23 protein-coding genes are annotated in these 23,257 nt (G+C 61.4%); 11 read left to right on the top strand and 12 right to left on the bottom strand.

From position 1 onward, the window contains the following. The first annotated feature begins 94 nt into the window (after positions 1-94). Complete coding sequence (locus tag Q4F19_RS07890) at positions 95-802, top strand: DUF938 domain-containing protein (RefSeq protein ID WP_341850167.1); 708 nt, start codon at positions 95-97, stop codon at positions 800-802. 745 nt (positions 803-1,547) lie between these two features. Here Q4F19_RS07890 and Q4F19_RS07885 read toward each other — a convergent pair. From Q4F19_RS07885 to Q4F19_RS21450, 3 genes are all read right to left on the bottom strand, one after another. Beyond that, positions 1,548-1,934 (bottom strand): hypothetical protein, encoded by a 387-nt coding sequence (locus Q4F19_RS07885; protein ID WP_303541370.1) that lies wholly within the window; start codon positions 1,932-1,934, stop codon positions 1,548-1,550. Positions 1,935-2,238: 304 nt separating this feature from the next. Further along, positions 2,239-2,433 (bottom strand): hypothetical protein, encoded by a 195-nt coding sequence (locus Q4F19_RS07880; protein ID WP_303541369.1) that lies wholly within the window; start codon positions 2,431-2,433, stop codon positions 2,239-2,241. Between the two features lie 45 nt (positions 2,434-2,478). Continuing rightward, positions 2,479-2,727, bottom strand: coding sequence for a DUF6894 family protein (locus Q4F19_RS21450; protein ID WP_431312377.1), 249 nt, complete (start codon positions 2,725-2,727; stop codon positions 2,479-2,481). 777 nt (positions 2,728-3,504) lie between these two features. Between Q4F19_RS21450 and Q4F19_RS07875 the strand changes: the two genes are divergently transcribed. The 6 genes from Q4F19_RS07875 (at position 3,505) to Q4F19_RS07855 (ending at position 7,014) form a co-directional block, all read left to right on the top strand. After that, on the top strand, positions 3,505-3,882 hold the full coding sequence (locus tag Q4F19_RS07875; protein ID WP_303541367.1) for a hypothetical protein: 378 nt from the start codon (positions 3,505-3,507) through the stop codon (positions 3,880-3,882). Positions 3,883-4,554: 672 nt separating this feature from the next. Beyond that, complete coding sequence (locus tag Q4F19_RS07870; RefSeq protein WP_303541365.1) at positions 4,555-4,710, top strand: hypothetical protein; 156 nt, start codon at positions 4,555-4,557, stop codon at positions 4,708-4,710. Further along, positions 4,707-4,925 carry a hypothetical protein gene (locus tag Q4F19_RS07865; RefSeq protein WP_303541363.1) on the top strand — a complete coding sequence of 73 codons (219 nt, stop codon included), beginning with the start codon at positions 4,707-4,709 and terminating at the stop codon, positions 4,923-4,925. The genes Q4F19_RS07870 and Q4F19_RS07865 overlap by 4 nt, the downstream gene beginning before the upstream one ends. A gap of 395 nt (positions 4,926-5,320) precedes the next feature. Then, positions 5,321-5,575: a DUF6894 family protein gene (locus Q4F19_RS21445; RefSeq protein WP_431312376.1), complete on the top strand. Its 255-nt coding sequence runs from the start codon at positions 5,321-5,323 to the stop codon at positions 5,573-5,575. A 262-nt stretch (positions 5,576-5,837) separates the two neighbouring features. Continuing rightward, the gene (locus Q4F19_RS07860) at positions 5,838-6,287 is read left to right on the top strand and encodes a nuclear transport factor 2 family protein (RefSeq protein ID WP_303541361.1); all 450 of its coding nucleotides are present in this window, start codon (positions 5,838-5,840) and stop codon (positions 6,285-6,287) included. A gap of 196 nt (positions 6,288-6,483) precedes the next feature. Next, positions 6,484-7,014, top strand: coding sequence for a hypothetical protein (locus Q4F19_RS07855; RefSeq protein ID WP_303541360.1), 531 nt, complete (start codon positions 6,484-6,486; stop codon positions 7,012-7,014). A gap of 1,080 nt (positions 7,015-8,094) precedes the next feature. Here Q4F19_RS07855 and Q4F19_RS07850 read toward each other — a convergent pair. Further along, the gene (locus Q4F19_RS07850; RefSeq protein WP_303541358.1) at positions 8,095-8,832 is read right to left on the bottom strand and encodes a PEPxxWA-CTERM sorting domain-containing protein; all 738 of its coding nucleotides are present in this window, start codon (positions 8,830-8,832) and stop codon (positions 8,095-8,097) included. 316 nt (positions 8,833-9,148) lie between these two features. Continuing rightward, entirely contained in the window at positions 9,149-10,111 is a 963-nt protein-coding gene (locus Q4F19_RS07845; protein ID WP_303541356.1) for a GlxA family transcriptional regulator, read from the bottom strand. A gap of 119 nt (positions 10,112-10,230) precedes the next feature. On the opposite strand from Q4F19_RS07845, the gene Q4F19_RS07840 reads away from it, so the two are divergent. Next, positions 10,231-10,872 (top strand): HD domain-containing protein, encoded by a 642-nt coding sequence (locus Q4F19_RS07840; RefSeq protein WP_303541354.1) that lies wholly within the window; start codon positions 10,231-10,233, stop codon positions 10,870-10,872. 50 nt (positions 10,873-10,922) lie between these two features. Here Q4F19_RS07840 and Q4F19_RS07835 read toward each other — a convergent pair whose 3' ends face one another. After that, on the bottom strand, positions 10,923-11,501 hold the full coding sequence (locus tag Q4F19_RS07835; RefSeq protein ID WP_303541352.1) for an isochorismatase family protein: 579 nt from the start codon (positions 11,499-11,501) through the stop codon (positions 10,923-10,925). 133 nt (positions 11,502-11,634) lie between these two features. Here Q4F19_RS07835 and Q4F19_RS07830 point away from each other — a divergent pair, with 133 nt between their 5' ends. Both Q4F19_RS07830 and Q4F19_RS07825 read left to right on the top strand, forming a co-directional pair. After that, positions 11,635-12,180 (top strand): TetR/AcrR family transcriptional regulator, encoded by a 546-nt coding sequence (locus tag Q4F19_RS07830; RefSeq protein WP_303541351.1) that lies wholly within the window; start codon positions 11,635-11,637, stop codon positions 12,178-12,180. 39 nt (positions 12,181-12,219) lie between these two features. After that, positions 12,220-13,134 (top strand): alpha/beta fold hydrolase, encoded by a 915-nt coding sequence (locus tag Q4F19_RS07825; protein WP_303541349.1) that lies wholly within the window; start codon positions 12,220-12,222, stop codon positions 13,132-13,134. A 255-nt stretch (positions 13,135-13,389) separates the two neighbouring features. Here Q4F19_RS07825 and Q4F19_RS07820 read toward each other — a convergent pair whose 3' ends face one another. Together Q4F19_RS07820 and Q4F19_RS07815 are read right to left on the bottom strand one after the other, a co-directional pair. After that, complete coding sequence (locus tag Q4F19_RS07820; protein ID WP_303541347.1) at positions 13,390-14,505, bottom strand: glycoside hydrolase family 130 protein; 1,116 nt, start codon at positions 14,503-14,505, stop codon at positions 13,390-13,392. Next, complete coding sequence (locus tag Q4F19_RS07815; protein WP_303541345.1) at positions 14,502-15,260, bottom strand: SDR family oxidoreductase; 759 nt, start codon at positions 15,258-15,260, stop codon at positions 14,502-14,504. Before Q4F19_RS07815 ends, Q4F19_RS07820 begins: the two co-directional genes overlap by 4 nt. Positions 15,261-15,495: 235 nt before the next feature. Here Q4F19_RS07815 and Q4F19_RS07810 point away from each other — a divergent pair, with 235 nt between their 5' ends. Next, positions 15,496-17,661 carry a hypothetical protein gene (locus tag Q4F19_RS07810; RefSeq protein WP_303541343.1) on the top strand — a complete coding sequence of 722 codons (2,166 nt, stop codon included), beginning with the start codon at positions 15,496-15,498 and terminating at the stop codon, positions 17,659-17,661. Positions 17,662-17,946: 285 nt separating this feature from the next. Here the strand turns inward: Q4F19_RS07810 and Q4F19_RS07805 are convergent, their stop codons facing one another. From Q4F19_RS07805 to Q4F19_RS07790, 4 genes are all read right to left on the bottom strand, one after another. Continuing rightward, positions 17,947-18,267 (bottom strand): hypothetical protein, encoded by a 321-nt coding sequence (locus Q4F19_RS07805; protein ID WP_303541341.1) that lies wholly within the window; start codon positions 18,265-18,267, stop codon positions 17,947-17,949. A 1,240-nt stretch (positions 18,268-19,507) separates the two neighbouring features. Further along, positions 19,508-20,614 (bottom strand): hypothetical protein, encoded by a 1,107-nt coding sequence (locus tag Q4F19_RS07800; RefSeq protein WP_303541340.1) that lies wholly within the window; start codon positions 20,612-20,614, stop codon positions 19,508-19,510. 114 nt (positions 20,615-20,728) lie between these two features. After that, entirely contained in the window at positions 20,729-21,046 is a 318-nt protein-coding gene (locus Q4F19_RS07795; RefSeq protein WP_303541339.1) for a VOC family protein, read from the bottom strand. 1,413 nt (positions 21,047-22,459) lie between these two features. Next, positions 22,460-23,257, bottom strand: a complete 798-nt coding sequence (locus Q4F19_RS07790; RefSeq protein WP_303541337.1) for a phytanoyl-CoA dioxygenase family protein — start codon at positions 23,255-23,257, stop codon at positions 22,460-22,462.

The following is a 23,257-nucleotide window of genomic DNA, read 5'->3' as shown; positions in this document are numbered from 1 at the left end:
CGCCGCGCGAACGACAGGCTGATTCTCTCGATGGTCACCGTACGCGATGCAAGATCATGGTGGATTCGATTGCTGGGCAATCCGCGGATGGTCAATGTTGGCGGGGTTTCACCGCTGTGACTGCCTGCCGGTTTGGGCGGCCAACATCTTCGAGCCCGACCTTGGCTTTGACATGGGCGGTTTGCATGAGTGGCGCATGAGCACCGATCCCCGCCGCAGCAGCCCCGCTGCTCTCCGTAACCGCGAGCCGATCCTTGTGGCCTTGCGCGCGATCCTGCCGTCGGCTGGAACGGTGATCGAGGTCGCCAGCGGATCTGGCGAGCATGTTGTCTATTTCGCCAAGCACTTTCCCAATCTTCTTTGGCAGCCCTCCGACCCCGCTGCGGAGGCAAGGGCGTCGATCGCTGGCTGGATCGCCGATGAAGGCTTGCCGAATATTCTTCTGCCGCTGCCCATCGATGCCATGGCGCCAGATTGGCCCATCGCGCATGCGGATGCCGTGCTGGCGATAAACATGGTTCATATCAGCCCATGGGCGGCAACGCTGGGGCTGCTGCGGGGCGCGGCGCGCCTTCTTCCGAGCAATGCGCCGTTGTTTCTCTACGGTCCGTTTCAACGAGACGGCGAGGCGATGTCGTTGAGCAATGCGGCGTTCGACGCGGATCTCCGACTCCGCAATTCGGAGTGGGGAATCCGCTTGCTGGAGGACGTCGTGCATGAAGCTGAGAAGGCGGGCTTTGAGTTGGCCCGCGTCATGGCGATGCCGGCGAACAATCTTTCGGTCATCCTGCTCCGAAAGTGATCGCCGGCATGCGGTCGCCCTGCGGCTGCGCATTGCTTTCAAGAGTATCCAGCCGGTCAAATGTCGGTACCTCGAGCGGAAACTTGTCCTTGCACGAGCAATCGGCACTTTGGGTGGTGAGCGGCACGGCCGCTTTCGGGCGGGGTGCGCCGCCAGCAATGTCCGCTTCACGCCCTTGCAGCAGCCAAATTGAGCTGAACCAACGTCCGGTTTCGGGCTCCGCAGAACCTGCACGAATGGCCGACTTTGGGTCTTAGCCGCCGTAAGGCTGGTCGTCGGCCGCCCCGAGTTTCGGCCGCTCGCGATGATTGTGGCGACACACGGAAGCGGACATGATCGCGCCGGGCCTTTGATACGGAGCCGGCGATCCTCAGCTTTTCTGGGCGGTATTTGGTGGGGTCTAGCGGCCCAGGCGCGGCTTCCGTTCTAGAGTGGGTCTGGGTCGCAGCGGTTACGCCATCGCTGATCAGCTTACTCTCGGCAGTGCCGTGGGCCATTGGCGAACCGTGGCCTGTTCCGTCGCTCGCGCTGCTTGGGATCTTGCTGCTCGCATCGCTGGCGGTCGACTACAAACTGCATGCGGAGGGCTTTGTCCACCATGGTGGCGGCGGCTTCGCATGCTGCTGTCAGTAGGGCTAGGCGCGCTCACGCTGGCACTCGGATACCTTGCCTAAGTTGTCGTGGATGCAGGGGGCAATGAAGCCACAGGGCGGCTGATCGAGACACGCTGAAGGTGACCAATTTCCTAGGCTGGAGAATATCCGATCTCTGCCAGCCGGGCTCGACGCTGCAGCACACGAAGGATCAGATCGACCAGCTTGATCGCGAAGATAGCGCCGAGCACGCAGACGACCAGATAGGTCGGGGAATGAGCCAGCAGTCCGCTGAGCGCATCTGTAATGACGCGCGGGATTACAAACTTCTCGCCCATGAAATGAAGAGCATCGTTCGCTTTGACCGCCAGCGCTGCACAGCATGCCAGCGCGAAGAGCGCGAGGACGAAGGCAAGCACCAGCTGAACCATCTCGCCGAAAATTAGTAGCAGTCCGCGCCCGAACACCTCCTTGGTCGAGGCAGGCTTGATCCGTTCGGACGCTGAGACGACGATCGACGGCGCTGGCGCGTCCGCCATAGGAGCGGTCGCCTGAACGCGGCAGACGGCGTCCGGCGGGCTCGGTATTGGTCATGCGCGTCTTAGCTGGTTACGCCACAATAATACCTCTCCGAAGACATGGTTGCGTCCGCGCGCTTGCCTCCAGGTTTTAGACTATAAATATCGCCGCCGTCGTCTCGTTAAGATGGCGTCGCTAAGAAGGCTGCTCGCCTCCGATCGCCGGGCCGGCGCTAAAACTTGCGCCGGTCATGAACGCCGATAGCCGACCCGGTCGGCGTTTGAGTGGACGGCTGGCGCCTCTCTTCGCCATACTCACCGGGGATCATTCCTCCTTCCGGTCATAAACACCCTGGATCTCGCGCCTGACCTGGTCGAGCCGAAGCGCCTCGTCAGTCTCGCCCTGGTTCAGGCGGTCAGCAAGCTTGTGCTCGACCATCGCCTTTGCGTGGCCATCATGATCGCTCACGAGAGCGCGTGCTTCGCGAGCTGCTTCGGGGTGCCGCACCGTCTTTTTCATCGGACCACGACAGCTGCATTGCGCGCGTGCTGACGGATTGATCGCCTACGCAATATCTAAGGCCGCTGGTGCCGCATATCCGTCCATCGATAGCTCCCAGAGAATGAGACCCACCGCATTGGTCACCGACACGCTCCACGGTCGACTTCCCCAAAAAGCTTCAGCGGCATCTCTCATCATTTGGCCACAAGTGGCGATCGCTTGGCTCCGCGCCTCGATGGGCGTGTCGAACTCCCACCCTTCGAGATCGGTAGAGCGAACGTCGGTCTGTACGTGAAAAAAATATCGGGCCACGCGGGCTCCTGCGATCGGGGCGGGAGCAAAGGCACTCTCGGTTGCCAGCGCCCGAAAAAGATGGCCAGCAATGCCTTATGAACGGCCCGCTCAAGGCATTGATCCCTCTAATAGAACTGGAAGCGGTCTGGCGGGATGTCCATGCTTTCCGAGCACAATTATTTGCTAATATAAAGAAATAACACGGATCAATTTTATTGCGTGAGGATGTCAGATGCTAAACTGACTTTGCGGATGCCCAGTCGGCGAGACGTGATCGAACATTTGCGAAGCCAAGGAACCGAGGTGCCGCCGGTGATTAAAATCGGACAACCGAGGCAGTCCTAATCTGGGTCGCTCTAGGGAGTGGAGGGCCATGCTTGCCTGGCCACTTTCTCGCCGTAGCCCTTGAGGCGCGCTGAATTAGCTTCCCCAGTTTTTTTCGCTCGTCTCACGAGTTGCGGCGCTTCACCTTGACCCGGTTGCAACGCCGACACCGATAAACGGTCGTCGCCGGCCGCGCGGCTTTCTTTCCACGCCACCGATGAAGCCCCAGCCACCAAAGCACCCCCATACCCACCCCTCATCGGATGAACGCACGTCCCCCGCGTTCATCCGAGATGCCTGAACATACGGTGAAAAGCCGCGCCCGGTTGCAGCCTGCGCGCCGCAGCGTTGTTAAAATGGAGCGCTCAGGTCGAGCAACAGCATCGCCGCGAAGGTCGTCACCGACCCCGCAACGTCCGCCCCGCCGAGTTTTGGCAGGGATATGTCGCTTTACACCTTCATTATGTCTTGATGACGGAGTTATATATCCTCGGCCCGGGCGGCAGGCGAACGCCCGATCCGGTCAGCCTCTATCGGTTGATCACGTTCTTCGCTGCGCTCGCCGCGATGCTCCGGTGCGGTGCCGAGGCGCCTCCGCTGTGGAGACGGGACTTGGCCGCTCCAAGCCTCACGGCGCGCGTCTTCTTTGCCAAGCGGTGGATCGATCCATTAGCAATGGTCTGCGGCTTCCTCTGGATGATGATCGTCATGCTCGGCGAGCCGGGGAAACGGGTTCCACCTTTGCAAGGCGCCATTGCCGGTGGACATGTGCTCGCGCTGGCCGGTGCTGCTGCGAGCGCTCGGCGCGGTCGTCCGATCAAGCAGAGTAGCTGCAACGCATGTTGCTAACAGATTGAGAGTTGCTTCCAGCTTCGACGAGGCAGATCCCTGAACTTTAGAAAAGGGGGACAGGTGATGCGTCGTCGGGGCATGGCCGAAGCGCCACGGGACGGGCGCACTATCATCGGGTGCACCCGGGTGGAGGGCGTTGAACATCGGATCCGGTGGACGGATGAAGGTGGCGGCTCATGGGCCGATGTGCCGACGGAGCAGCGCCTGCCCTCAGATCTGTTCGTAGAATGGCGTCGTGATCATAACGCCGACGACTACGCCGCTTAGTTCAGCTTCGAGCTTGGAAGCCTCGGTTTCTGTCTGTCCCGCCTCGGCAAGCGCAATGAGTCTATCCTGCGGCGCAAGCGCCTCCGCGAGCTTCCGGTGCTGAGTGGCGCGCTGCCTCAATCGCGAGATTATGCGCCGGCGATCAGGTTCAAGGGCTGTGTGCACTGTTTCGCTCCAGCATGTTGCGCGGCAACGTCTCGTCAACCTCAGTTAACGAAACCCTAAAATCGGTGGCATCCCCGTCCGCCGCGCGGCTAAGCGAGACAGACGCACGGTCAAATGTTCGGCTGATCGAGCCGGTGCAGCCGCTGGTCCTGACTGCGCCTGCGCCGTCCGTTGCAAGCAACCCGGCGCAGTCGTTTGGCGACTGGCCGTTCGACCAGACGAAGGCGGCCTGGCCTGATGGGGGAGGTGGCGAGGGCGGCAAAGCTCTACCGGCTCTTCCCGAAGAAAGGGTCGGTCGAGAACGTGCGCAAGCGGATGAATTCGCTTGGCATTGCCGAGGCCGACGTCTTCGAGCAGATCGGTGACGCCGAACGGTGTTGGCTTTCGCAATGAGGCTCGTTTTGGAAGAGGGCGACGGGGACGAGATCGCGGGACCGTGGAAGGGGCACGAGGAGGTGCGCATCGTCGCCGCGCGCCTCTACGAGGAAGGACACCCGGGGAAGCGCTGGGACGATCTGACCTACGGGCAGCAGGCCCCTCTCATCAGCGACGCCATCGCGGTGCTCGTCGAAGCTTGGCGCCACCGTCGAGACGACCGGCTATGTTGAAGGCCCCCGCCCCCAAAGCCCGGTGCGCTATTGCGTCGCTGTGTTGAGGCGCTCGAGCGCGGAAGGGCGATCGTCAAACGAGAACGCCGTGCAGGACGCGATCCGGGTGAGACTGGCGTTCTGGGGCAATAGCAAGCGCGAGATTTCATCGCTTCGATCCGGACTCGTAACGGAAGGTGCATCTTCGCTTCTGCGTACGGGCTGAAGGTGTTCCGCATCGTCGTCGACCAGTAATCGTCGACAGGATCTACAAACAGGTCGCACCACTTTGGGGATGTGGTCTATGGCTTTTCAACCGCGGACGATCAGCTCACCCGCGTGAGGCGCTCGCCGCCACTCAGACCACGCTAATCCATGTTGTTGCGATGCAGTAATGTTATACGCAAGATGCGTTGATGCCCCGTTTCCGATTCCACGTTCTAAACGATACTTTTTATCTGCAGGACGAGGACGGAAAGGACCTCCCTGATACCGCGGCCGTCGAGGTCCATGCGCGACATGTGCTGGCCGACGTCGTTGCCGATGAAATTCGACAGGGCCGAAGCTCGATCCATCTTGCGATCATGGTTGAAGATCCACGGGGAACGCGGATTGCGAACTATCGCTTAGTGACGACTGTTACGGCGACCCAGAGCCCCTTGGCTGACTAATGCGACGCCGCCCCCGCTCCTAGGTCGTTGCGGCCACTGGGGGACTGGCGGCATAACTGCCGGTCTTCCAGATAGTTGCTACCATCGATTTGAGATCAGCAACTCACCTGCACGCCGCCCCGCGCCGTGGTTCGCCGCGACCGTATAGGTGACGGGCACCGTCTGACCTGAAAGCGCTGTAGCTTCCGCCACAGGAGCCGCCGTTGCCACCGATAACAATTCGACGCACCATGGCGCCGGTTCTCAGATCGAAGAGGGTGGCATGCTAGAGAAGATCGGACTGCTTGGGGCCTTGGTCTTCGCTATGCCTGTTCTCGCGCAGCTTGCCCCTGGAGTTCGGATGCCCCCGGAGATTGGTGCTGCTTACGGGAGGCTCGGGAAGGCGATGATGGCTCATGACGCTGCAGGTGTCAGAACCGTCTGGGCCGATAATTTCGTTGTCAATTCGCCCAACAATACCGTGATCGGGCGAGAAGATGTGATCGCCATCATGGACCAGGACTTTCTCGACTACCGCGACTTCCGCAAGCACATTACCTTTGTCGGCGAGAAGCCGGAGGTGACCGTTATCATGGGATATGACACGATGATTCCGTTGAAGGGTCCTGGCGCTGGCAAGCAGGTCACGCGGCCCTTCACGGACGTGCGGGCGAAGCGGGGCGCAGGCTGGCAGCTGATCGCCCGCCAGGCGACGATCGCCGAGGCGAAGTAGGAAGGGCGCGTCTGCTTCCCACCGGCGGTGGGGAAGCTCCGCAGCTGGTAATCCAAGGGTTAGCTACATTGACGCTCATGCGTGATCGGGAGCTGTGGGGTGCGCCCTGCAGGTACTGCGTCAGCACGGGGAACCGGCGGGATAGCAGAGGCGATTCCGGCGGGTAAGGCAGACCTGAGTGAGGATCGGAACGGCGATGAGGCCGATCATCATCGGCTCGGCGACGCCATGTCATGATAGGCAGGATCACCCTCAATCGGGCCTACTCGGCTTGCGCGACGACATGCAGCCGCTAAATTATTCAAAACCTTCGGAAAGGAAGGCTATGTTGAGGATGCTTCAGGAGGATCAGCGTGAGATCCTCGAGATGATGGATCATTCGCGCCGAATGTTTCAGCAGCCTGAAGAGGTCGACGCATTAACGGTCGACAGGATACGGTGGCGGTTTGATCGGGTGGTAGCGCGCCACATACATAGCCTCAGGACCGAGATCGGAGATTGGGCCGCCAAGTTTCATCCGGAAGAGTCCGGGCGGGTGAGCTCGGTCGCCCGCTTGGCAGAGGACCTCAGCCATGATTATGAATATCACAAAGCTAAGCACCCTACGCGCGATATTCACATCGAGCCTGACGTGTATATCGCCTCCGCTTCATTGTTGATGGGCAAGCTTGAGCATCTTCTGCAGGAAGAGCGCGCTATTGTATTCCCGCTCCTTCCGGACGATTGAGGTAGTGAGCTCGCCTTGGTCCGCATATCGACATTCGCCCATTCCGTAACGACGCGGTACCGATCCAGCATACCAGCGACGGCTACTTTGCCGCCCTCGATGCTCATGCCGAGCTCGTTCAACTCCATTCCGGAGAGCGCGGGCATTATTGCGCTCATGTGCACCTCGCCGGGGGGAGCCGCTGGCAGGCTGGGGTGTAAATAGCGGGGGTCATTGCCCGCCAATGAGCGCGACGGCGGAAACGGATCGCCTCCGATAAATGCTCGGCAAGCTCGACTGACCGAAAGCGCCCCGCTGGGCGTATGAACAACGGGGCGCTGCGAAACTCGGCCGAGCTCACGGAGGGGCTCAACACCGGTTTCACGCGACGGTTCCAACGGGGCCCCAGAAAGGCGGTCGACTGTGGGGCGGTGGCCCCGCCGCAGGGGGTGGACGGCGGGCGGTACGCGGAGGCAACGACGCTTACTAAAATACGAGCGGGACCTAAATGTCCCGGTTCCGCCATCTCCGAGCGGCGCCACCCTGAAAGGCTGAACGATGATCGACTAAACGTGGAGCTGATAGTCGCCTTGCGTTTGATCAACCTCGGCCACGGAACGTGAACAGGCGTCCGCTTCCGGAATGCGGCGTTGTGCGCCTGAGTGGCGGGATGTGGGTCTTTCCTAGCGGAACGAAGCGCGTTTTTATTTTGGAGCCCGAACGCGGCCAGTCGACGATTAAGCGGTCCTACCAAGGCGCAGTTAGCGCAATGCCGCCAGCAAACGCTCCGCTCCCACAGCATGTTACCAAACCTAAGGTCAACCGATGTGACTCAAGGTCGCTCAATCAGAACTTTTCTCCGACACTTATCTTACCCGTACCGAGCCTGCTTCCTCCTCCCAGCGCTGCGTCGACGTCGAGCCCGAAGATCCTGTCGCTGCCCAGGTTCAGCCCAGTACTGGCCTCGTTAGGGATGGCGCGCGCAGCCATCGATCGTCGGAGATCACATGAGAGAGCCTCGGGAGGTCGGCATAATCGAGTGCGGCCGATTGGATGAACGTGCGCGGGCCAGAGTTTCCAACCCGCGCACCGAAAGACTGATCAGGCGAAGCTGCCGCTGACCCGCTGACGTCGGCGCATTCCAACACCGATTAGGCCGAACCCGCCGATGAACATCGCCCACGTGGCGGGTTCGGGAATTGCTGATGGAATTGTGGGCGGAGGCGTCGGAGTATCGTAGGTTATTGACAGCACCGCTTGGGTTGCGCCCGGAAAATCCAAAGTCGTAAAGCTGGTGCAGGACGTGCAAGGATTGGTTTCCCGAAATGCAAAGCCAAGATACTGCCCCGGTCCATTGTAAACATAATTTACGGTTGGACCGCCAAATAGATCAGCTATCACCAAAGGATGGTTTAAGTCCAGATTGTTGGTAAGGTTGTTGCCGGCAAAGAGGCGCGTGGCATCACTGCCAGTATTGGCCGCGAGGTAGCTTCTGAACTGCACGGCACCGAGTCCGGTATTGCCATGTCCGTCTACCTGCGGACTAGGCTGTAGTGTGAGAGAAAGTGATGTGATATCCATATCACTCGGTATCGTAGGGATCAGAAACTCTAAAGTAGTCGCATAGTTGCCGGTTAAGGTGGAAGAGTCAGAAAACCGTCCGACAGCGCCGGCACCATTGCCCAACGGGCCGTTTGTGGAGAACGACTCACTATTGCCCGGGGCGTAATAAATGTAATGAGCGCCAGTAAGCGTAATTGTGGTCGCCGCCGCAACCGGCGCTCCAATTACGATTCCAAAAACTGCTGCCAATGCGGTCGCTACCGATAAACGCTTCATACCACCCCCTGCTCAGAACGACAGGGGACCTGGTTAACAGTGTAAAAAAGAAAAGTCGAATCAGTAGCTTGCCTGGTTCTTCGCTATCGCAGCCGGTTCGATCACCATGCAGCTAGCGATCGACGAGCGCTTGCGCCTCGCCTTCGGCTTGCCCAACTCTTCCGATCTGAGCACATTAACAGAAGTCCGCATTCGAGATGGACACAAGGGATACTGAGTGGATGAAATTGGGTCTTTGTAGCGAGTGCGGTGATACCAGCCGAGCATCTGTCTGGGCAGACGCGCTCAAACCTTGAAGCTGCCTCTACGTGTCGGCCTACCAATCGCTTGATCCCTTCCCCGTATAATGGCTGCGATAGGCTGCAGGCGTGACACCGATGCAGCGCTGAAATGCTCGACGGAAGGTCTCGACGTCAGAAAAGCCGCAACGCGCGCCTGCCAGCTTCGGTGGGTGTCCATCTTCGAGCAGACGACGGGCCGCATCGATTCTGACACCTTCAACCCACGCCGATGGCGTCACGCCCACCTCGTCACGGAAAAGCCGTGCGAAATGGCGCGGGCTGATGCCTGCACGTTGCGCAAGTATCGCGACGCTATGATCGTCGGCAGGATGAGCTGAGACCCAGCGCTGCAAATCCTGCAACGCAGAACGCCCGGCGGGTCTCCCCTTGCCGGATCGGCTATATTGAAGCTGGCCACCCGGTCGGCGGAAGTACATGACCAGTTGGCTGGCGACGCGGCGCGCTATCTCCGGTCCGAGATCCTCCTCGACCAGCGCCAACGCCAGATCGAGCCCCGCCGTCACGCCGGCAGCGGTCCGGACCTTGCCATCGCGGACATGGATCGCATCGATATCGAGATTCACCCCTGGGAAAGCGCTGGCGAAGCGATCGGCCATCGCCCAGTGCGTCGTCACGCGCCGTCCCTCCAGTAAGCCTGCGTCCGCCAGCAGGAAAGCGCCGGTACAGACCGAACCGTAGCGCCGCGCGGCGTCGGCGGCCGTCCTCAGGTTCGCAAGCACGCCCTCGTCTCGCGCACGGCGGTCCATGTGCGGGGCACCGGCCACGAGCAGGGTGTCGAACGGCTTGGCGTCCGGGTCGCCAAGCACCTCGCTGACTGCGAGGCGCATGCCCGATGATGCCTCGATCGATCCCGTTGCAATTCCGACGATCGAGATCGCATAGGCGGCCGATCCGGACTGGACATTGGCCTCGGCGAACACATCCGCCGGGCCTGACACGTCCAGGAGCTGCACGCCCTCAACGGCCAGTAGCCCCACTCTCCGCGCCGCACCCATGTCCGTCCTCGAGGTGAAATGGCAGGATTGTCCGGAACACATCATAACGAGCCAGGTCTGGCGTGGCTATGGATATGGAGCCACCAGGAAGGATACCCGCCATGCCGTCCCATGATCCAGTCGCCGTCATCCCCGACAGCAAGCTCGCCCGCGCCATCACCGAGTTCATCCGTGACACAGAGACTGAGCTTCTCTTCAACCATTCGAGCCGGGTCTATCAATTTGGCGCTCTCGCCGGCGTGCATCGTGGCCTCCGCTTCGATCGCGAGCTGCTCTACGCCGGCGCGATGTTCCACGACATCGGGCTGATGCCGGGCCATGCGAGCGCAGACGAGCGCTTCGAGGTCGATGGCGCGCATGCGGCGCGCGATTTCCTGCGCAGCCATGGTGTGTCGGAAGCTGACGCCTATACGGTCTGGACCGCGATAGCGCTGCACACGACGCCCGGCGTTCCGGTCCACATGCATCCTGTGGTGGCGTTGGTGACCGCGGGCGTCGAAATGGATGTGCTCGGCCTTACGTATCCCGACTATTCGGACGCCGAGCGGGAATCGGTCGTAGGCGCTTTCCCGCGCACGCCGGCGTTCAAGGAGGATATCCTCCAGGCCTTCTACGACGGCATCAAGCACAAGCCGGCCACGACCTTCGGCAACGTCAAGGCCGACGTGATCGCCGATAGGGAGCCGCACTTCCATCGCGGCAATTTTTGCGAGGTGATCCGGAGTTCGCGCTGGAAAGGCTGACAGCGACAGCCGCGGGGCGCCGAATGCGACGCCCTGCAGACGTCGCGTTCTTAGTGGCAGGCGGACACTACGTCCGCACTGGAGCGCACTCGGGCAACCCGCGGCAGGATTTGTTCGATCGAGAATGCGTGCATATCGTGAGTGAGACTGGAGCAGAGATCTTCGACGACCACCGTCTCGTAATTGTGCTGCCACGCATCGCGTGCCGTCGATTCTACGCCGAAGTTCGTCATCACGCCGCCGATGAGCAACGTTCGGATCGCGCGCCGACGGAGTTGGAGATCGAGTTCGGTACCATAGAAGGCGCTCCACTGGCGCTTGGTGAGAACGAGCTCTGCCTGGAGCGCTGCGACGGCGGGATCCAAGGCGAGCGCTTCGTCCGGCATACCGCCCTCGGGCACGTTCAGTACCACATCGACGGGCGTGCGGATCATGTCTGCGTAGCCTTCCGAAAAGGCCGCACGCGACACGATCAGTGTCCCGCCGGCGTCTCGTAGAGCCTGCATCGTGGTCACCATCTTCTCGATGAGCGGCGCTTTCGCGTACGGACGGATCGGCAGGCCGAGCGTCCAATTCTGTGGATCGATCAGCAACAGCGCGGTTGAGCGCGGATCGAAGGCAAGCGGCATCGTAGAACCTTTCCGAAATTGAGGGACATGATATGAGGGTAGCCTCACAGAACAAATATGAGGATTACCTCACATGTCAACCGAGCAGGCCCGTTCGGGGCGACGTCCAACGTCTGCTCGGGGAGAGGCGCGGGTGGCGGCGCTTGAAGCGGCGGCGGCGGATGTGCTTGCCGACAAGGGCTATGAAGCCACGACCATGACAGAGATCGCGGCGCGGGCCGGTGCTTCGATCGGCTCTCTCTACCAGTATTTCCCGACCAAGGAGGACATCGCGGCGCATCTGCACGCAGCCTATCTGGATCAGCTTGACGCGGCCCTCTCGGACGTAGATCCGGCGCCTATCGCGGGCTTGATCGACGCGATTTTCGAGGCGCTGGGGAGCTTTTTAAAAGCACATCCGGCACTCGCGACACTCGTAAACCGGCGCGATATAGACCCCGCCCGGAAGCTGGCCTCGCGTACTGCTCTTGAAGAGCGGCTCGGCAAGATGCTGGCCGCCTCGGGTGCGCTTCCCGCGCCGCAGATCGCCGGATTGGCCGTCCTGTTGCTCCAGCAGATCAAGATCGCCGTCATGCTGACAGCGTCCGGCAGGCCCGAGGATATCGCCGCGATCCGCCATTTGAAAACGATGCTGCACCGTGAGCTCGATGCCCTCGCGGGCGAAGCAGGACGCCGATGATCACTGCAACCCATCCATTCTCATCAGGGATGCCTGCCCATGTTGACCGTGCAGACCGCGTTGTTGGACATCGCTTATCTCAGCGGCGGACCCGAAAATGGTGCTCCGCTTCTGCTCCTTCACGGCTGGCCCGATGATGTCAGCGGTTGGGCGACTGTTACTCCGGCGCTGGAGGCCGCGGGATATAGATGGTTCGCACCATGGCTCCGAGGCTTCGGTCCGACGCGCTTTCGGTTGCCTGATACGATCCGCGACGCGAGCTCGGTCGCCATCGCGCAGGACGCGCTCGACTTCGCGGACGCGCTTGGCCTCGATCGGTTCGCAGTGCTTGGCCACGATTGGGGTGGGCGAGCGGCCTATGCAATGGCCGCGCTCTCGCCTGAGCGCCTCATGGCCATCGCTGTGTTGGCGATCGGCTACACGCCGCATGGACGTTACGAGGTGCCGTCTTTCGCGCAGTGCCGGCGCTGGTGGTATCAGTGGTTGATGACCTCGGAAGCGGGCGCGGCCACGGTGTCGGCCGACCCGATCGGCTTTGCGCGCGCGCAGTGGGAAAGCTGGAGCCCTCCAGGATGGTACGCCGAGGACAGCTTTTCGATGGCGGCCGAGAGCTTTCGTAATCCGGATTGGCTGGCGATCACGTTGCACGGATACCGGCATCGCTGGCAATCGGAGGCGCTCGACCCTCGCTATGCGGAACAGCGTATGAGGATCGGGGCGACCGAGCGCCTCAGCGTGCCGATGCTGATGATCCAAGGCGGTGACGACCGATGCGACCCGCCTGAGGAGTCCGAAGGGCAGGAGCGGTTCTTCACGGCAAGCTATGAGCGACTGGTCATCGATAATATTGGTCATTTTCCGGCGCGAGAAGCAGCACAGCAGGTCGGCGACGCGATCCTGCGGTTCTTGACCGGCTTTCCTGCAGAGCAGCAGTCATCAGTTCTGACTGTCTAAGATTAGAATATATGCCGGCTCTATCAGCAGTGTGAAATGGTCTCGTGCTGTAGCCGAACGTGTTGGTTGAGCCAGAAGCGAATAGCCCAAACCTGCTGCTGCTTTAACGCCCTCTTCGGACGAGAAGTCGCCCGTCATTCCAAGGGCGGCGTACTCGGAATGCAGGATTGATGCAGAAATGTCCCATCGCTTGGCTCCAGGGGTGCCCGCTCGCTATATCGAATAGTGCGTCATGCCTCATCAGTGGTTTGTATCTCAGACGAACACGCTTTTAGGGATGTGCGTAATTCGACAGGCGAGATCGCCCTCGCCGGAGGCTACCACATAATGGTCTCCGCCGTCGGCGATGCCGGTCGTGAACACGACGTCGCGGAGGTACATCTGGTGCTCGATCGGGCGGGTGAGCTCGGGGTTCGCTTCGAGCAAGGGCGCATGTTCCGTGGCGACTGTCTTGCTCGGATCGTCTCGGTCGAGGATCGACCAATAGGTCCGGTAGATGCCGACGATCTCCTTGGGCTCCACGCCGTGCCAAAGCGTGAGCCAGCCGCGGTCCGTGAGGATTGGGGGCGTGCCGCCGCCCATCCGGGCGGTCGCGACGGTCGCCGAATGCGGTCTTATGCCCGGCTCGCGATAAGGCTTCCAATGAAGCGCGTCAGGCGAGGAGGCCAGGTTGATGGACGGCCCCGCACGCCATTCGCTGCCCGGCGGATAGGCGAAATACAAGTCGCCGAGCGGGCGGGTCTGGGCCCAATAATGTCCGTCGATCAGGCCTTCGAAGATCAGCATGTCTTTGTTCTGATGATCGAGGACGATGTCCTCGAAGGTCCAGTCTAGGCCGTTGATCGAGGAGTAGAGCGTCGTCGAATGGCGCTCGGGGCTGACCGAGCAGGTCGTCATCAGCCAGCGATCTCCAACTTTGCTGATGCGCGCATCTTCGAGACCATACATCTGAAAATCGGCATGCGGCGCGATCGCCTTGTCGTAATGATGCGCGATCACCTCAAGGCCGTCGGGACTGAGCTCGACCGGCAAGAGCCAGGCGAGCGACGTCAGCGCCATGACCTTCCAGCCGCCCCCCTGCAGCATGAACTTGCGCGGATCGGCCGTGTTGGCGGCCTCGAGCGGCCATGCGTCGAGCAGATAGCGGCCGTCGGACCAGCGGATATTGTGGACATGGCCATCGAATATCGGCTGGCGGAGCGCCTCGGCGACACGGACCATCATCAGCAGATTGCCGTTCGGCAATCGGGTCAGCGCCGGATTGAACGCGCCGAGCACATAGGTCTCGACGCCGAGATGACCCGCAAGCGGCGAGCGCGAGAGGTCGATATCGTCGGGGACGAGGACCAGCTTGTCGACCGCGAACGTCATTCGCCCGGCTGCATGCGAGGGGCGATGGTGAGCTGCTGGACCACGGCGCGCCGCGGCTGGGTCAGCACGAAGTGCACGCCGACCGCGATGTCCTCAGCGCGAAGCATGCTGTCCTCGTTGATCATCTCGCGTTGCTTCTCGACAGGTATGTCGGGCAGTTGCATGTCCGATCCGGTCTTGCCTGGCTCGACGTTGCTGACTTTGATGCCTTTCGGGCCAAGCTCCTTGCGCAGCGCCTCCGAGAAGCCCTGGATGCCATATTTGATGCCTGCATAGATCGTCGATTGCGGTCCGAGCACATGAGCGCTCATCGAGCCGATGAAGACGATGTCGCCATGGTCTCGGAGCGTGTCGGCGGCTGCCTTGGCGCTCAGCAGATAGGCGGTGAAGTCGGTGGCGATCGCCTCGCGAAGATCGGGCTCGCTCGTTTCACCGAGCGCGCCGGCGGCGGCCGCGGCATTGATTACCGCTATATCGAGTCCGCCGAGATAGGATGCGGCTGCTTCGAAGGAGCGTGTAACATTGTCGGGGTCGGCGAGATCGACGGCTAAGCCGTTTCCCCGGCCGACCTCCCTGATCCTTTCCAGCGCGTCGGCGAGATGGCCGGGGTCGCGGCCGCAGATAAAGACGTCGACGCCGTAGCTCGCGAGCAAGACCGCGATGGCGCGGCCTATACCCGTCGTTCCGCCCGTAATGATCGCCTTTCTACCTTCGAGCGTCGGCTGTTCGGTGTGGGCATCGACATCCGGCGTCATCGGCATCTCCTGAAGGCTCGACGCCCGGAAAGCGCGGGCCGGGCGCGAAGTTCCCCCGGCGCGAGCAAGTCACGAAAATCCCATAGGAATGGCGTGCCATCGGGCTGCAACCTAACCCATCCGAGCGCGTTGCGGCGGCGTGCAGGGACAGGGGATGGTCATGGCAAAGGCAACGAGACGATCGTCGGGCGAAACTGGCGTGCGGAGCGACAACGCCCCAGGCGCAAGTCTCTGCGTGCTCGCGCTTCGCTCCGAGCTGAAGCAGGGCCGGATGCGCACGATCGGTACGTTCGAGTTCGAGGGGCGCGACGTGACCGTGGCGCTCGGACATGATTCGCTGTGGGCGATCAGCCGGCGCGGCGCCGCCCGGCTTGCGGTTCGCACCGCCTACGCGTTGGGCGGGCTCAAGGCGCGGCGGATCAAACCGAGGCCGGGCGAGGCCATGCGCATCGCGTTGACCAGCGCGATCGGCAAGCACATCGTCAGCCTGGCCGTCGATACGAACGAACTACCCGTGCTTCGGGCGACGACATGGCTGACGCCGAGCGAGGATCTGCTCGTGCCGCATCTGCCGCGCGATCTCTATCCTCTCGGCCCCGATGACGACCCCTTGACCGCAGAAGGCAATGTCGAGGCGGCGCAACGGGGGCTCAACGCCGGCCTGCTCTATTGGCGTCTCGGCGGCGAGACGCCCGGCTCCCTGCTGTATTTGCAGAACCTCACGGCGATGAACGCCTATTACAACGCTACCCATACCAAGCCCGATGGCGCGGTCGGTGGCGAATGGCCGGAACTCGGCTATCTTCCGCCGACGCCCCCGCAGAGCGGTACACCGCCGGTGAACCCGCTCAAAAAAGGGGAGCAGGTCTGCCTCTCCGACGCATTGATCGTCTTCCATCGCGACGCACCGGCGGATGAAGCGCATTCGGGGCGGCTGTTCCTGCAGATGCTCGGCAGTGCCTACCGCCTGCTCGACAAGCCTGAGCCGGAATTCCACGATTGGCCAGCGCGGGCCGAGCGCACGCTTCGAGACCTGGCGGACGCGCCGGAGGCGACGATCCGCCATTACGGCAACACCTATGTTCATCCTTACACTGCCTCCGAATATCCGGACTCGATGGTGCAGGTCTCTCTCGTCAGTTCGATCCACGATTACGGCCGGTGGCTCGGGCAGGCGGCCCCTCTCGAGGCGCGGCTGGCGCGGGGGCTCGATCGCTTTTTCGATCCGAAGCTGGGCTCGATCCGCCGCTACCTTCCGAACGTCGGCAAGGATAAGGACAAGGATGCGGTCGACAGCTGGTACCTCTATCACCCGTTGCTCGGCCTGGGGAATCTCGCGCTCGACGGCGATAAGCGTGCGCGGCGCCTGTTCGAGCAATCGGTGGGCTTTGCCATCAAGGCCGCGCACCATTTCGATTACAAGTGGCCGATCCAGTACAAGGTCACGGATTTCTCGGTTATCGTCGAGGCCCGCGGCGACACCGATCTTGGCCAGACCGACGTTGGCGGCATCTACGCTTACGTCATGCTCGTCGCTTTCGAGCTGACCGACGATCCCAAATATCTCGGAGAAGCGCGAAAGGCGATCGATGCCGCGGAAGGCATGCGCTTCGAACTCAATTATCAGGCCAACCTGACCGCCTGGGGTGCTGCCGCCTGCATGCGGCTGTGGCGGATCACGAACCAGGAGCGCTACCTCCTCCAGAGCTACGTCTATCTGGCGAGCTTCTTCCACAATTCCGTTCTGTGGACGTCGAAGATCGGCGACAGCGCGAACTATCCGACATTCCTTGCGGTAAGCGCGCTCCATGACGGCCCGTACATGGCGCTGTACGAATGCTTCGACAGCTTCGCGGCATTCGAGCGCTATCTGAAGGACGGCGGACCGGATCTCGATCCTGCGGCCCTGATGATGGTCAGCGACTATTGCCGCTACGCGCTGGATCGCGCCTGGTATTATTATCCCGACGCACTGCCTGCGGAGATGATTTCCGAGGAACCGCGCAACGGCCATATCGATCGAAAGCTCTCGTTTCCGCTTGAGGATCTGTATGTCGGCGGGGACAAAGCAGGGCAGGTCGGCCAAGAAATCTACGGAGCCGGCGCTGCGTTCGTATTTGCGAGCCGGGTCTTCCATCATGTCGAGGGCGCACCGTTCGACATGTTCTGCAATGCCTTCCTTCTCGCCAGCGACCGGACCAGCGATCAATCGCTGTCTTTTCATCTCGGCGGCGATCCGGCGGGCCGTGCAAATCTCTTCCTGCTAGCCACTGGCAAAGGATCTTTGTCGTCCGTTACCGTGACGAGCGATCCCGGGGGCGAGATCGCGGGCAATACACAGGGCAGGCGCCGCGAATTTGAAGTGCCAGCAAACGCACGGGTGCATATACGCTGGCGCTGACCCGGAAAACGTCGAGGTCAGTCTCCGGCGTCGAATACGGAGTCCGCGATTTAAGCTGGGAAGCTTGAGCTAAATGATCGCATTGGGAGCGGTATTTGTTGGTGCAGTTTCTATAAGCGCCGCGCTTCTACTTTCTACTCACACTGCGCGATCATCAATGCGTCTCAGGATGCGATGATGAAGCGTCTATCTGCTAAAGTGAATAATCACGGACTATGGCGGCTAATCAAGCATCATAGACTGACGCCAAATCCGCACTCTCTTGAGCGGTGAGCTAGTTCTTGCTCAACCCTTCTTGATTACGGTGTCGGCCTTAGTGTCGATCTTTTTTTCTTCGGCTTTAGAGATACGTCCCGCCTTGGCCGCTTGGCTCGCTCTCGCCTTTGCGTTCTTGGCGTGGGCTGTGTCCTCGATCGGGTATGCTCGTTTGTCGGGCTCGGCAAATTTACTCGGCGGCAGTTTGTCGCGCTCCGACTCGGATAGCTTCGTCATATCCTTCTCCTCCACCGTTAAAACGCGCTGGGGCTCACCCGGTTCAGTGCCACGTATCGATATGATCGAATAGCCGTTTCCGGGACGCGGCGGGCCGCGTTTGGGCGGCCGCATCTGGGTCTCCTGGATCAACGACGCAATTCCGGCGCGAAGCGCGCCCGCGCTATCTGCCCGACACGGAGACCTAATGCTTGCCCAGCCTCGTTGGAAAAGCGGAAGTGCATTCCGCCCTGGATACGGGCGAGGCTGCTGGCGGCGAGAAAGTCATCCCAATCCGCAAACGTCATCGTGACGGGCGTGCCGAGGAGTCACTGGCGATCTCTACCGGCCCCGCCGTTTCAGCGGCGAGGACTCCAGCATATACGCCTGAGAAGCCGCAGTGGCCGCAGGGATGTTCGGGATGGTTGGAGCGTCGCCATGACCGGCTCCCAGAGCGGATCGCGCTCGGTCGCCGCATTATCGTCCCGATCAGCATTGCGGATCGCGCTTAGCGGCCGCCACGTCATGTAGCGCATCTTGGCCTGCGCGATCGCCGCGTTCGCCTCCAGACCCGCCATGCGCCTCCACCTCCTCGCGAAGCTCACGCGCGAGGTTGCCGTGATGCGACCATCACGAGCGCACAGGCAGACAAGGCCGTGAAGGACTATCGCGAATCCCACAAGGGATAGCATCGGGTGCCATCGTCCGCTCGTGACGTCTTCATCAACTGTCCGTTCAACGTGGAACGCCGGCAGAGGCCGTTGTTTCCGATCTCGATGGCCACTGGTCGTATGGCCTGATCCAGCGCTTTGCGCCGATGCGGACAATCCTACGCGGTTTCGTCCAGCCGATCGCTTCGTAACTATGGTCGAGCGTGTTCTGAAAACAGTCGTTCTCTACTTCCGGACGATGTTGTCCGGTGGCGACGATGGCCTCGAACGAGAGGCGCATGGGGGCGTCAAATGGCACTTCCACTACATCGATAGCCGATTTCGTAGTTCGGACGTCATCCTCAGCTTTGACACTCGGTGGGTGAAAATGAGCACGCGAAGGGCGTCGGCAAGTTGCGCCCCCTTTTCGTGGAGACCCACGCGGAGGGCAAAGCAAAATTTACGGCGCATTCCACGCGTTGGCAGGACCCGAAACGGCAAAGTATGTATCAGATCTGCTCGCGCGATCTCCACAAGGGTGTCGAGCATTTCCGGTGCGCCAAGGACGGTTTGGACGCAGTGTGGGCGCATGGTGCCATTCTGACCCCACATCCCAGCAGCATCGCCGCGTCACCCTATTCAACCGACTCAAACAGTGCACGCCCGGGTAGGAGGGGAAGGGGGCGAGAAGCCACCGCCCGTGTTCCGCGGCCGTGCTCGATTTCTCATAGCCTCTGGACCGTGCCGGCTTTGGCAGGTGCCTCATCTTGAGAGGCCGGCCCCGATGGATTTTTCGCCGGGAGCGATGGCTTGGGCAGGCCGTGGTGGCCTACCTGCCAGCCGACGGCCGCGATCGCGCCCAAGGCAAAGAGCAGGGGTAGTATGACCTCCAGTCTGAAGGTCCAGCGACGGATGCGCAGAACTTTCTTCAGGAGATCGTTCAATTCCTCCAGTCGGTTGTAGATGAATTGTTGATCGCCCCTGTCGAAGGCAGCCCGTAAGCCTTTCGATGAGAGAGCGCTGCGCATCTCGACCCACGGATGAAGGGTCTCTTCGTACGCGGTCTTGATGACTCGGCGCGCGCGACGCGGCGCGAGATAAGGTGCGCCGGCTTTTTCCTTCTCCAGCCGATCGGCGTGCAGAGCCTCGTCGGCCTTGTCGACAAGTCGCCGCAGATCGGCCGCGATGTCAGCCCGGATCTCAGCGAGCCAGGCCTCCTGCGCGTCGATGACGCCAGCCATTTCGGGCAGCTTGCGGATTTCGGTCACATCGATGGTAATGAACTGAATGTCGGGCGTCGTCAGCGGGGCGCCATCGACCGACGCCATTATTTTCTCGTTGTAGACTCGATAGGCGTCGGTGATCGCGCGATCCATTTGCTCCCGGTAATATTGCTCGACCCGTTCACTGATCTGAGCGACCGCGATCAGATTACGCACTTCGAGGATCGCCGTATCGTTCTTCGTGCGGCTGAAGCCTGCCCGGTCATAATCGACCCACGCCTTGAACGAAAAGATCGCCCCGACTCCGAACACGAACATGCCGAAGAGCAGGAAGGCCTTCCAATCGAGCGCAATTGTCGCGTCAGCAAGCTTGAAGCTGGCGACGTCGAGAAGCCCGAACGAGACGAACACGAGGGCGCTCGTCAACAACATCGTCTGGTACCGCACCGTCTCGACCGAGAGCGGTGGGACGCTGACGGCGGTCGCATAGTCGACCAGCGCATTGCGGCGCACGGCATAAGCCTCGTTGTCGACCGGATCCTTGAGAGAGAAAACGAGAGGAAACTGCGCTCTGACCCGTGCCTCTAGCTCGTCCTTATCACGCGCCATCGTGCGGACTCCCGGTTTGCCGTCCGCCACTCTATATCCCGGCCGAGCGGGTCACAATCCGCGCGCGGCGGCGGCCCTGCCAGATGCCTGGAAGATTTATCGGTTTAGGCCCGATTATAGCCTCTGTGGGCTATAATTGACTCTGTCCGGATGGGAGGTGAATCGGGCAATGCAGTTCGCGGGGCTGAGCCTCAGGCTGATCGACGAATTGTCTGACCCTGAAATTTCATTTGGCAGGCGGTGCCAGAACTCGGTCTTGGTACCGTCCGGATCGATGATCCAGGCATACTTCCCCGTGCCGTCGCTCTGGCGCTTCAGGATCTTGACGCCCTTCGTCTCGAGGCGCGCGACATAAGCGTCGAGATCGTCGACCGCGAAACTGATCATGAACTCGCGCTTCGACAGCTCGATCCCCTCGCTCGCCTCTGGCATGCGTTCCAGAGCGCCATCGGTGGATGGCCGGGCGCGTCGGTGCGCAGGATCGCCCCTCCCCAGGGTTCGAGCGGCGAACCCAGCACGTCCCTACCACGCGGCCAGCGCCTGGGGGTTCTTGCTGGTGACAAATACCCCGCCGAGCTCTGTGATTCGACCCGCGCCCTCCGCTACCGCCGGTGCCGATGCGAAGATGACGAGCGTCGCAGACGCCACTGTCACCGCCCTGTTCCGCATGTCCCGCGCTCCACGAATCCCCCGTCCGGCACGCTATCAAAGCGGCCGGTGAACTCCCAGCCGGGTGCCCGCGCGATCATGGTCCGGGCGCATGTCGCATGTGGTTGAAGGCGAGGAGTGCCGCGCGGTGGCGCCAGGCTGGGCGACGGTGGGGCAGAGTGCGCCGGCCGGGATGCAGAGGAGAGGAGGATCTGGATGGGTGTCCTTTCGGAATGGCCTGAGGGGACAGTCGTCAAAGGACAAGTGTCCTAAACATCGGTGAATTCAAGCTGGTCAACAATCGTCTGCTGGGCTCAATCTTGACGCGGACCATCGCGACCTCCCGCCTGGGTCTGTGCCCGGTCGAGAGCACGAACGACAGGCGCCCGCCTACGAGATCGTTGCGCCTAACGTCGGCAACCCCTGACAGCGGGCATCTCGGCTTTCAATCTGCCGCTTTCGGTCCCGACGGGTGCTGCGGCGAAACTACCCGCTTTATCAAAGTCTATTGGCTGTTTCGCGGTAGACCGCCAGTCTTTCATCTAGCCCGACATGGCATCCGTCGTGAGTGACAGGATGAGCAACACCTGACACGAACAGAGATTGTTGGTAGGGCGAGTTAACATGATGAGCGGCCCGCGCTTTGGTCTATATCCTGTGCCTGTCCGCCATGACGCAACTTTCCACGTGCGATTCGACTCGTGTGATGACATCATTGGTGCGAAGCATGCGTGCTCCAAATTTGCGTAATTCGTAGTTTTCTCATCCGGGACGGTCCGTATCTTTCCCTGGATGTGAGATGGCGGCCGGACTGTTCAGCGCATCTGGCGGGATATTTGTAATGGCGACACACGGCACCGCGACCGACTGGGCGGAAGAGGCAAAGCGAATCGGTGCGCCCATCAACGCGGAGCCGAAAGAGCGGAATGCCTATCGCGTCGCCCACGCGGACATGATCGCCAGGACGCTTCGTGGTGTCGGTCACACGCGACCTCCCGCTCGGGCACCGGGATGCGTGTCGTCTACAAATTTCGTCGGCCCACATCCCGGCATTCGTGGCGGCCGGTGTGGCGACCGCGACATCCCGGCCCTTGTCGGCTTCGGGGCGGGGGCGGGCCGTGCCGCTGACGCGACAGGCCTGCTTCGCGAGATCGATTGCCGCAGACGCGATCTCGACGTTCCCAACCCGCGCGGCCGTCAGACCGGCGCAGTGCGCCCCCGCGCCGAGCAGGTCAGGCAGCCTGTTCCTCCCACGCAAAGGCGAAGCGCTTGGCACCGGCATCGACGCCGGCGAGCATCATGCCCTGACCGCGCGAGGCAATGACGATCGTTGAGCGGCACGTCGAGCGGGTCGCGCATCTGCACGAGCAAGGTGGTGCGTGGCTCGTTGGAGACGTTCGTGCCCGATCCATGGATGAGCAGATAGGACATGAAGATCGCGTCGCCCGCCTTTGCCGGGATCGGAGTCGCGCGAGTGATCGGATACAGCTTTTCTGAGGCGTGATGATCGCTGCCATAGGCTTCGACCGGGCCGAGCTTGTGGCTGCCGGGATAGGCGCGCAGGCAGCCTTTTTCCTCGGGCGCATCGTCGAAGTGCAGGATGATCGCGATCATCGAATGATCGCGATGCGGAAAATAGGGATAGTCCTGGTGCATCGGGAAGGGCGATCCCTTTTCCGGCGGCTTAATGAACATTTTGTTGTGGTGAAGCTGGACGTTCGGGCCGATGATGCCCTGTGCCGGGCCTGTCAGGCGCGGATCGGTCAGCAGCCGAGTGAAGGCGGCCGAGCGGAAATGCACATCGTGGCAATGGGTGATCGAGGTGCCGCCGGCCTTGACGCTTTCCCATGTCGCGTCGGTTTCCCCCTGCCGCTCGGCGATGGCGTGAATCTCGGCCCGATAGGCGGCTGCCTCCTCCGGAGTGAGCAGGCCGGTTATGTGAAGATAGCCGTTCTGCTGGTAGAATTCGATCTGTTCGGTGGAAAGGCTGGTCAT

It is taken from the genome of Sphingomonas natans (assembly GCF_030546695.1).
In the GTDB taxonomy this organism is placed as follows: domain Bacteria; phylum Pseudomonadota; class Alphaproteobacteria; order Sphingomonadales; family Sphingomonadaceae; genus Sphingomonas_I; species Sphingomonas_I natans.
Note: the sequence above shows the minus strand (reverse complement) of the source record. Positions and strands in the feature narration are given on the sequence as shown.

Coding starts and splice junctions, on each gene's coding strand:
- Q4F19_RS07890 (WP_341850167.1), top strand. CDS start 95: ATGTTGGCGGGGTTTCACCGCTGTGACTGCCTGCCGGTTTGGGCGGCC.
- Q4F19_RS07885 (WP_303541370.1), bottom strand. CDS start 1,934: ATGGCGGACGCGCCAGCGCCGTCGATCGTCGTCTCAGCGTCCGAACGG.
- Q4F19_RS07880 (WP_303541369.1), bottom strand. CDS start 2,433: ATGAAAAAGACGGTGCGGCACCCCGAAGCAGCTCGCGAAGCACGCGCT.
- Q4F19_RS07875 (WP_303541367.1), top strand. CDS start 3,505: ATGACGGAGTTATATATCCTCGGCCCGGGCGGCAGGCGAACGCCCGAT.
- Q4F19_RS07870 (WP_303541365.1), top strand. CDS start 4,555: ATGGGGGAGGTGGCGAGGGCGGCAAAGCTCTACCGGCTCTTCCCGAAG.
- Q4F19_RS07865 (WP_303541363.1), top strand. CDS start 4,707: ATGAGGCTCGTTTTGGAAGAGGGCGACGGGGACGAGATCGCGGGACCG.
- Q4F19_RS21445 (WP_431312376.1), top strand. CDS start 5,321: ATGCCCCGTTTCCGATTCCACGTTCTAAACGATACTTTTTATCTGCAG.
- Q4F19_RS07860 (WP_303541361.1), top strand. CDS start 5,838: ATGCTAGAGAAGATCGGACTGCTTGGGGCCTTGGTCTTCGCTATGCCT.
- Q4F19_RS07855 (WP_303541360.1), top strand. CDS start 6,484: ATGAGGCCGATCATCATCGGCTCGGCGACGCCATGTCATGATAGGCAG.
- Q4F19_RS07850 (WP_303541358.1), bottom strand. CDS start 8,832: ATGAAGCGTTTATCGGTAGCGACCGCATTGGCAGCAGTTTTTGGAATC.
- Q4F19_RS07840 (WP_303541354.1), top strand. CDS start 10,231: ATGCCGTCCCATGATCCAGTCGCCGTCATCCCCGACAGCAAGCTCGCC.
- Q4F19_RS07835 (WP_303541352.1), bottom strand. CDS start 11,501: ATGCCGCTTGCCTTCGATCCGCGCTCAACCGCGCTGTTGCTGATCGAT.
- Q4F19_RS07825 (WP_303541349.1), top strand. CDS start 12,220: ATGTTGACCGTGCAGACCGCGTTGTTGGACATCGCTTATCTCAGCGGC.
- Q4F19_RS07820 (WP_303541347.1), bottom strand. CDS start 14,505: ATGACGTTCGCGGTCGACAAGCTGGTCCTCGTCCCCGACGATATCGAC.
- Q4F19_RS07815 (WP_303541345.1), bottom strand. CDS start 15,260: ATGACGCCGGATGTCGATGCCCACACCGAACAGCCGACGCTCGAAGGT.
- Q4F19_RS07805 (WP_303541341.1), bottom strand. CDS start 18,267: ATGCGGCCGCCCAAACGCGGCCCGCCGCGTCCCGGAAACGGCTATTCG.
- Q4F19_RS07800 (WP_303541340.1), bottom strand. CDS start 20,614: ATGGCGCGTGATAAGGACGAGCTAGAGGCACGGGTCAGAGCGCAGTTT.
- Q4F19_RS07795 (WP_303541339.1), bottom strand. CDS start 21,046: ATGCCAGAGGCGAGCGAGGGGATCGAGCTGTCGAAGCGCGAGTTCATG.
- Q4F19_RS07790 (WP_303541337.1), bottom strand. CDS start 23,257: ATGACCAGCCTTTCCACCGAACAGATCGAATTCTACCAGCAGAACGGC.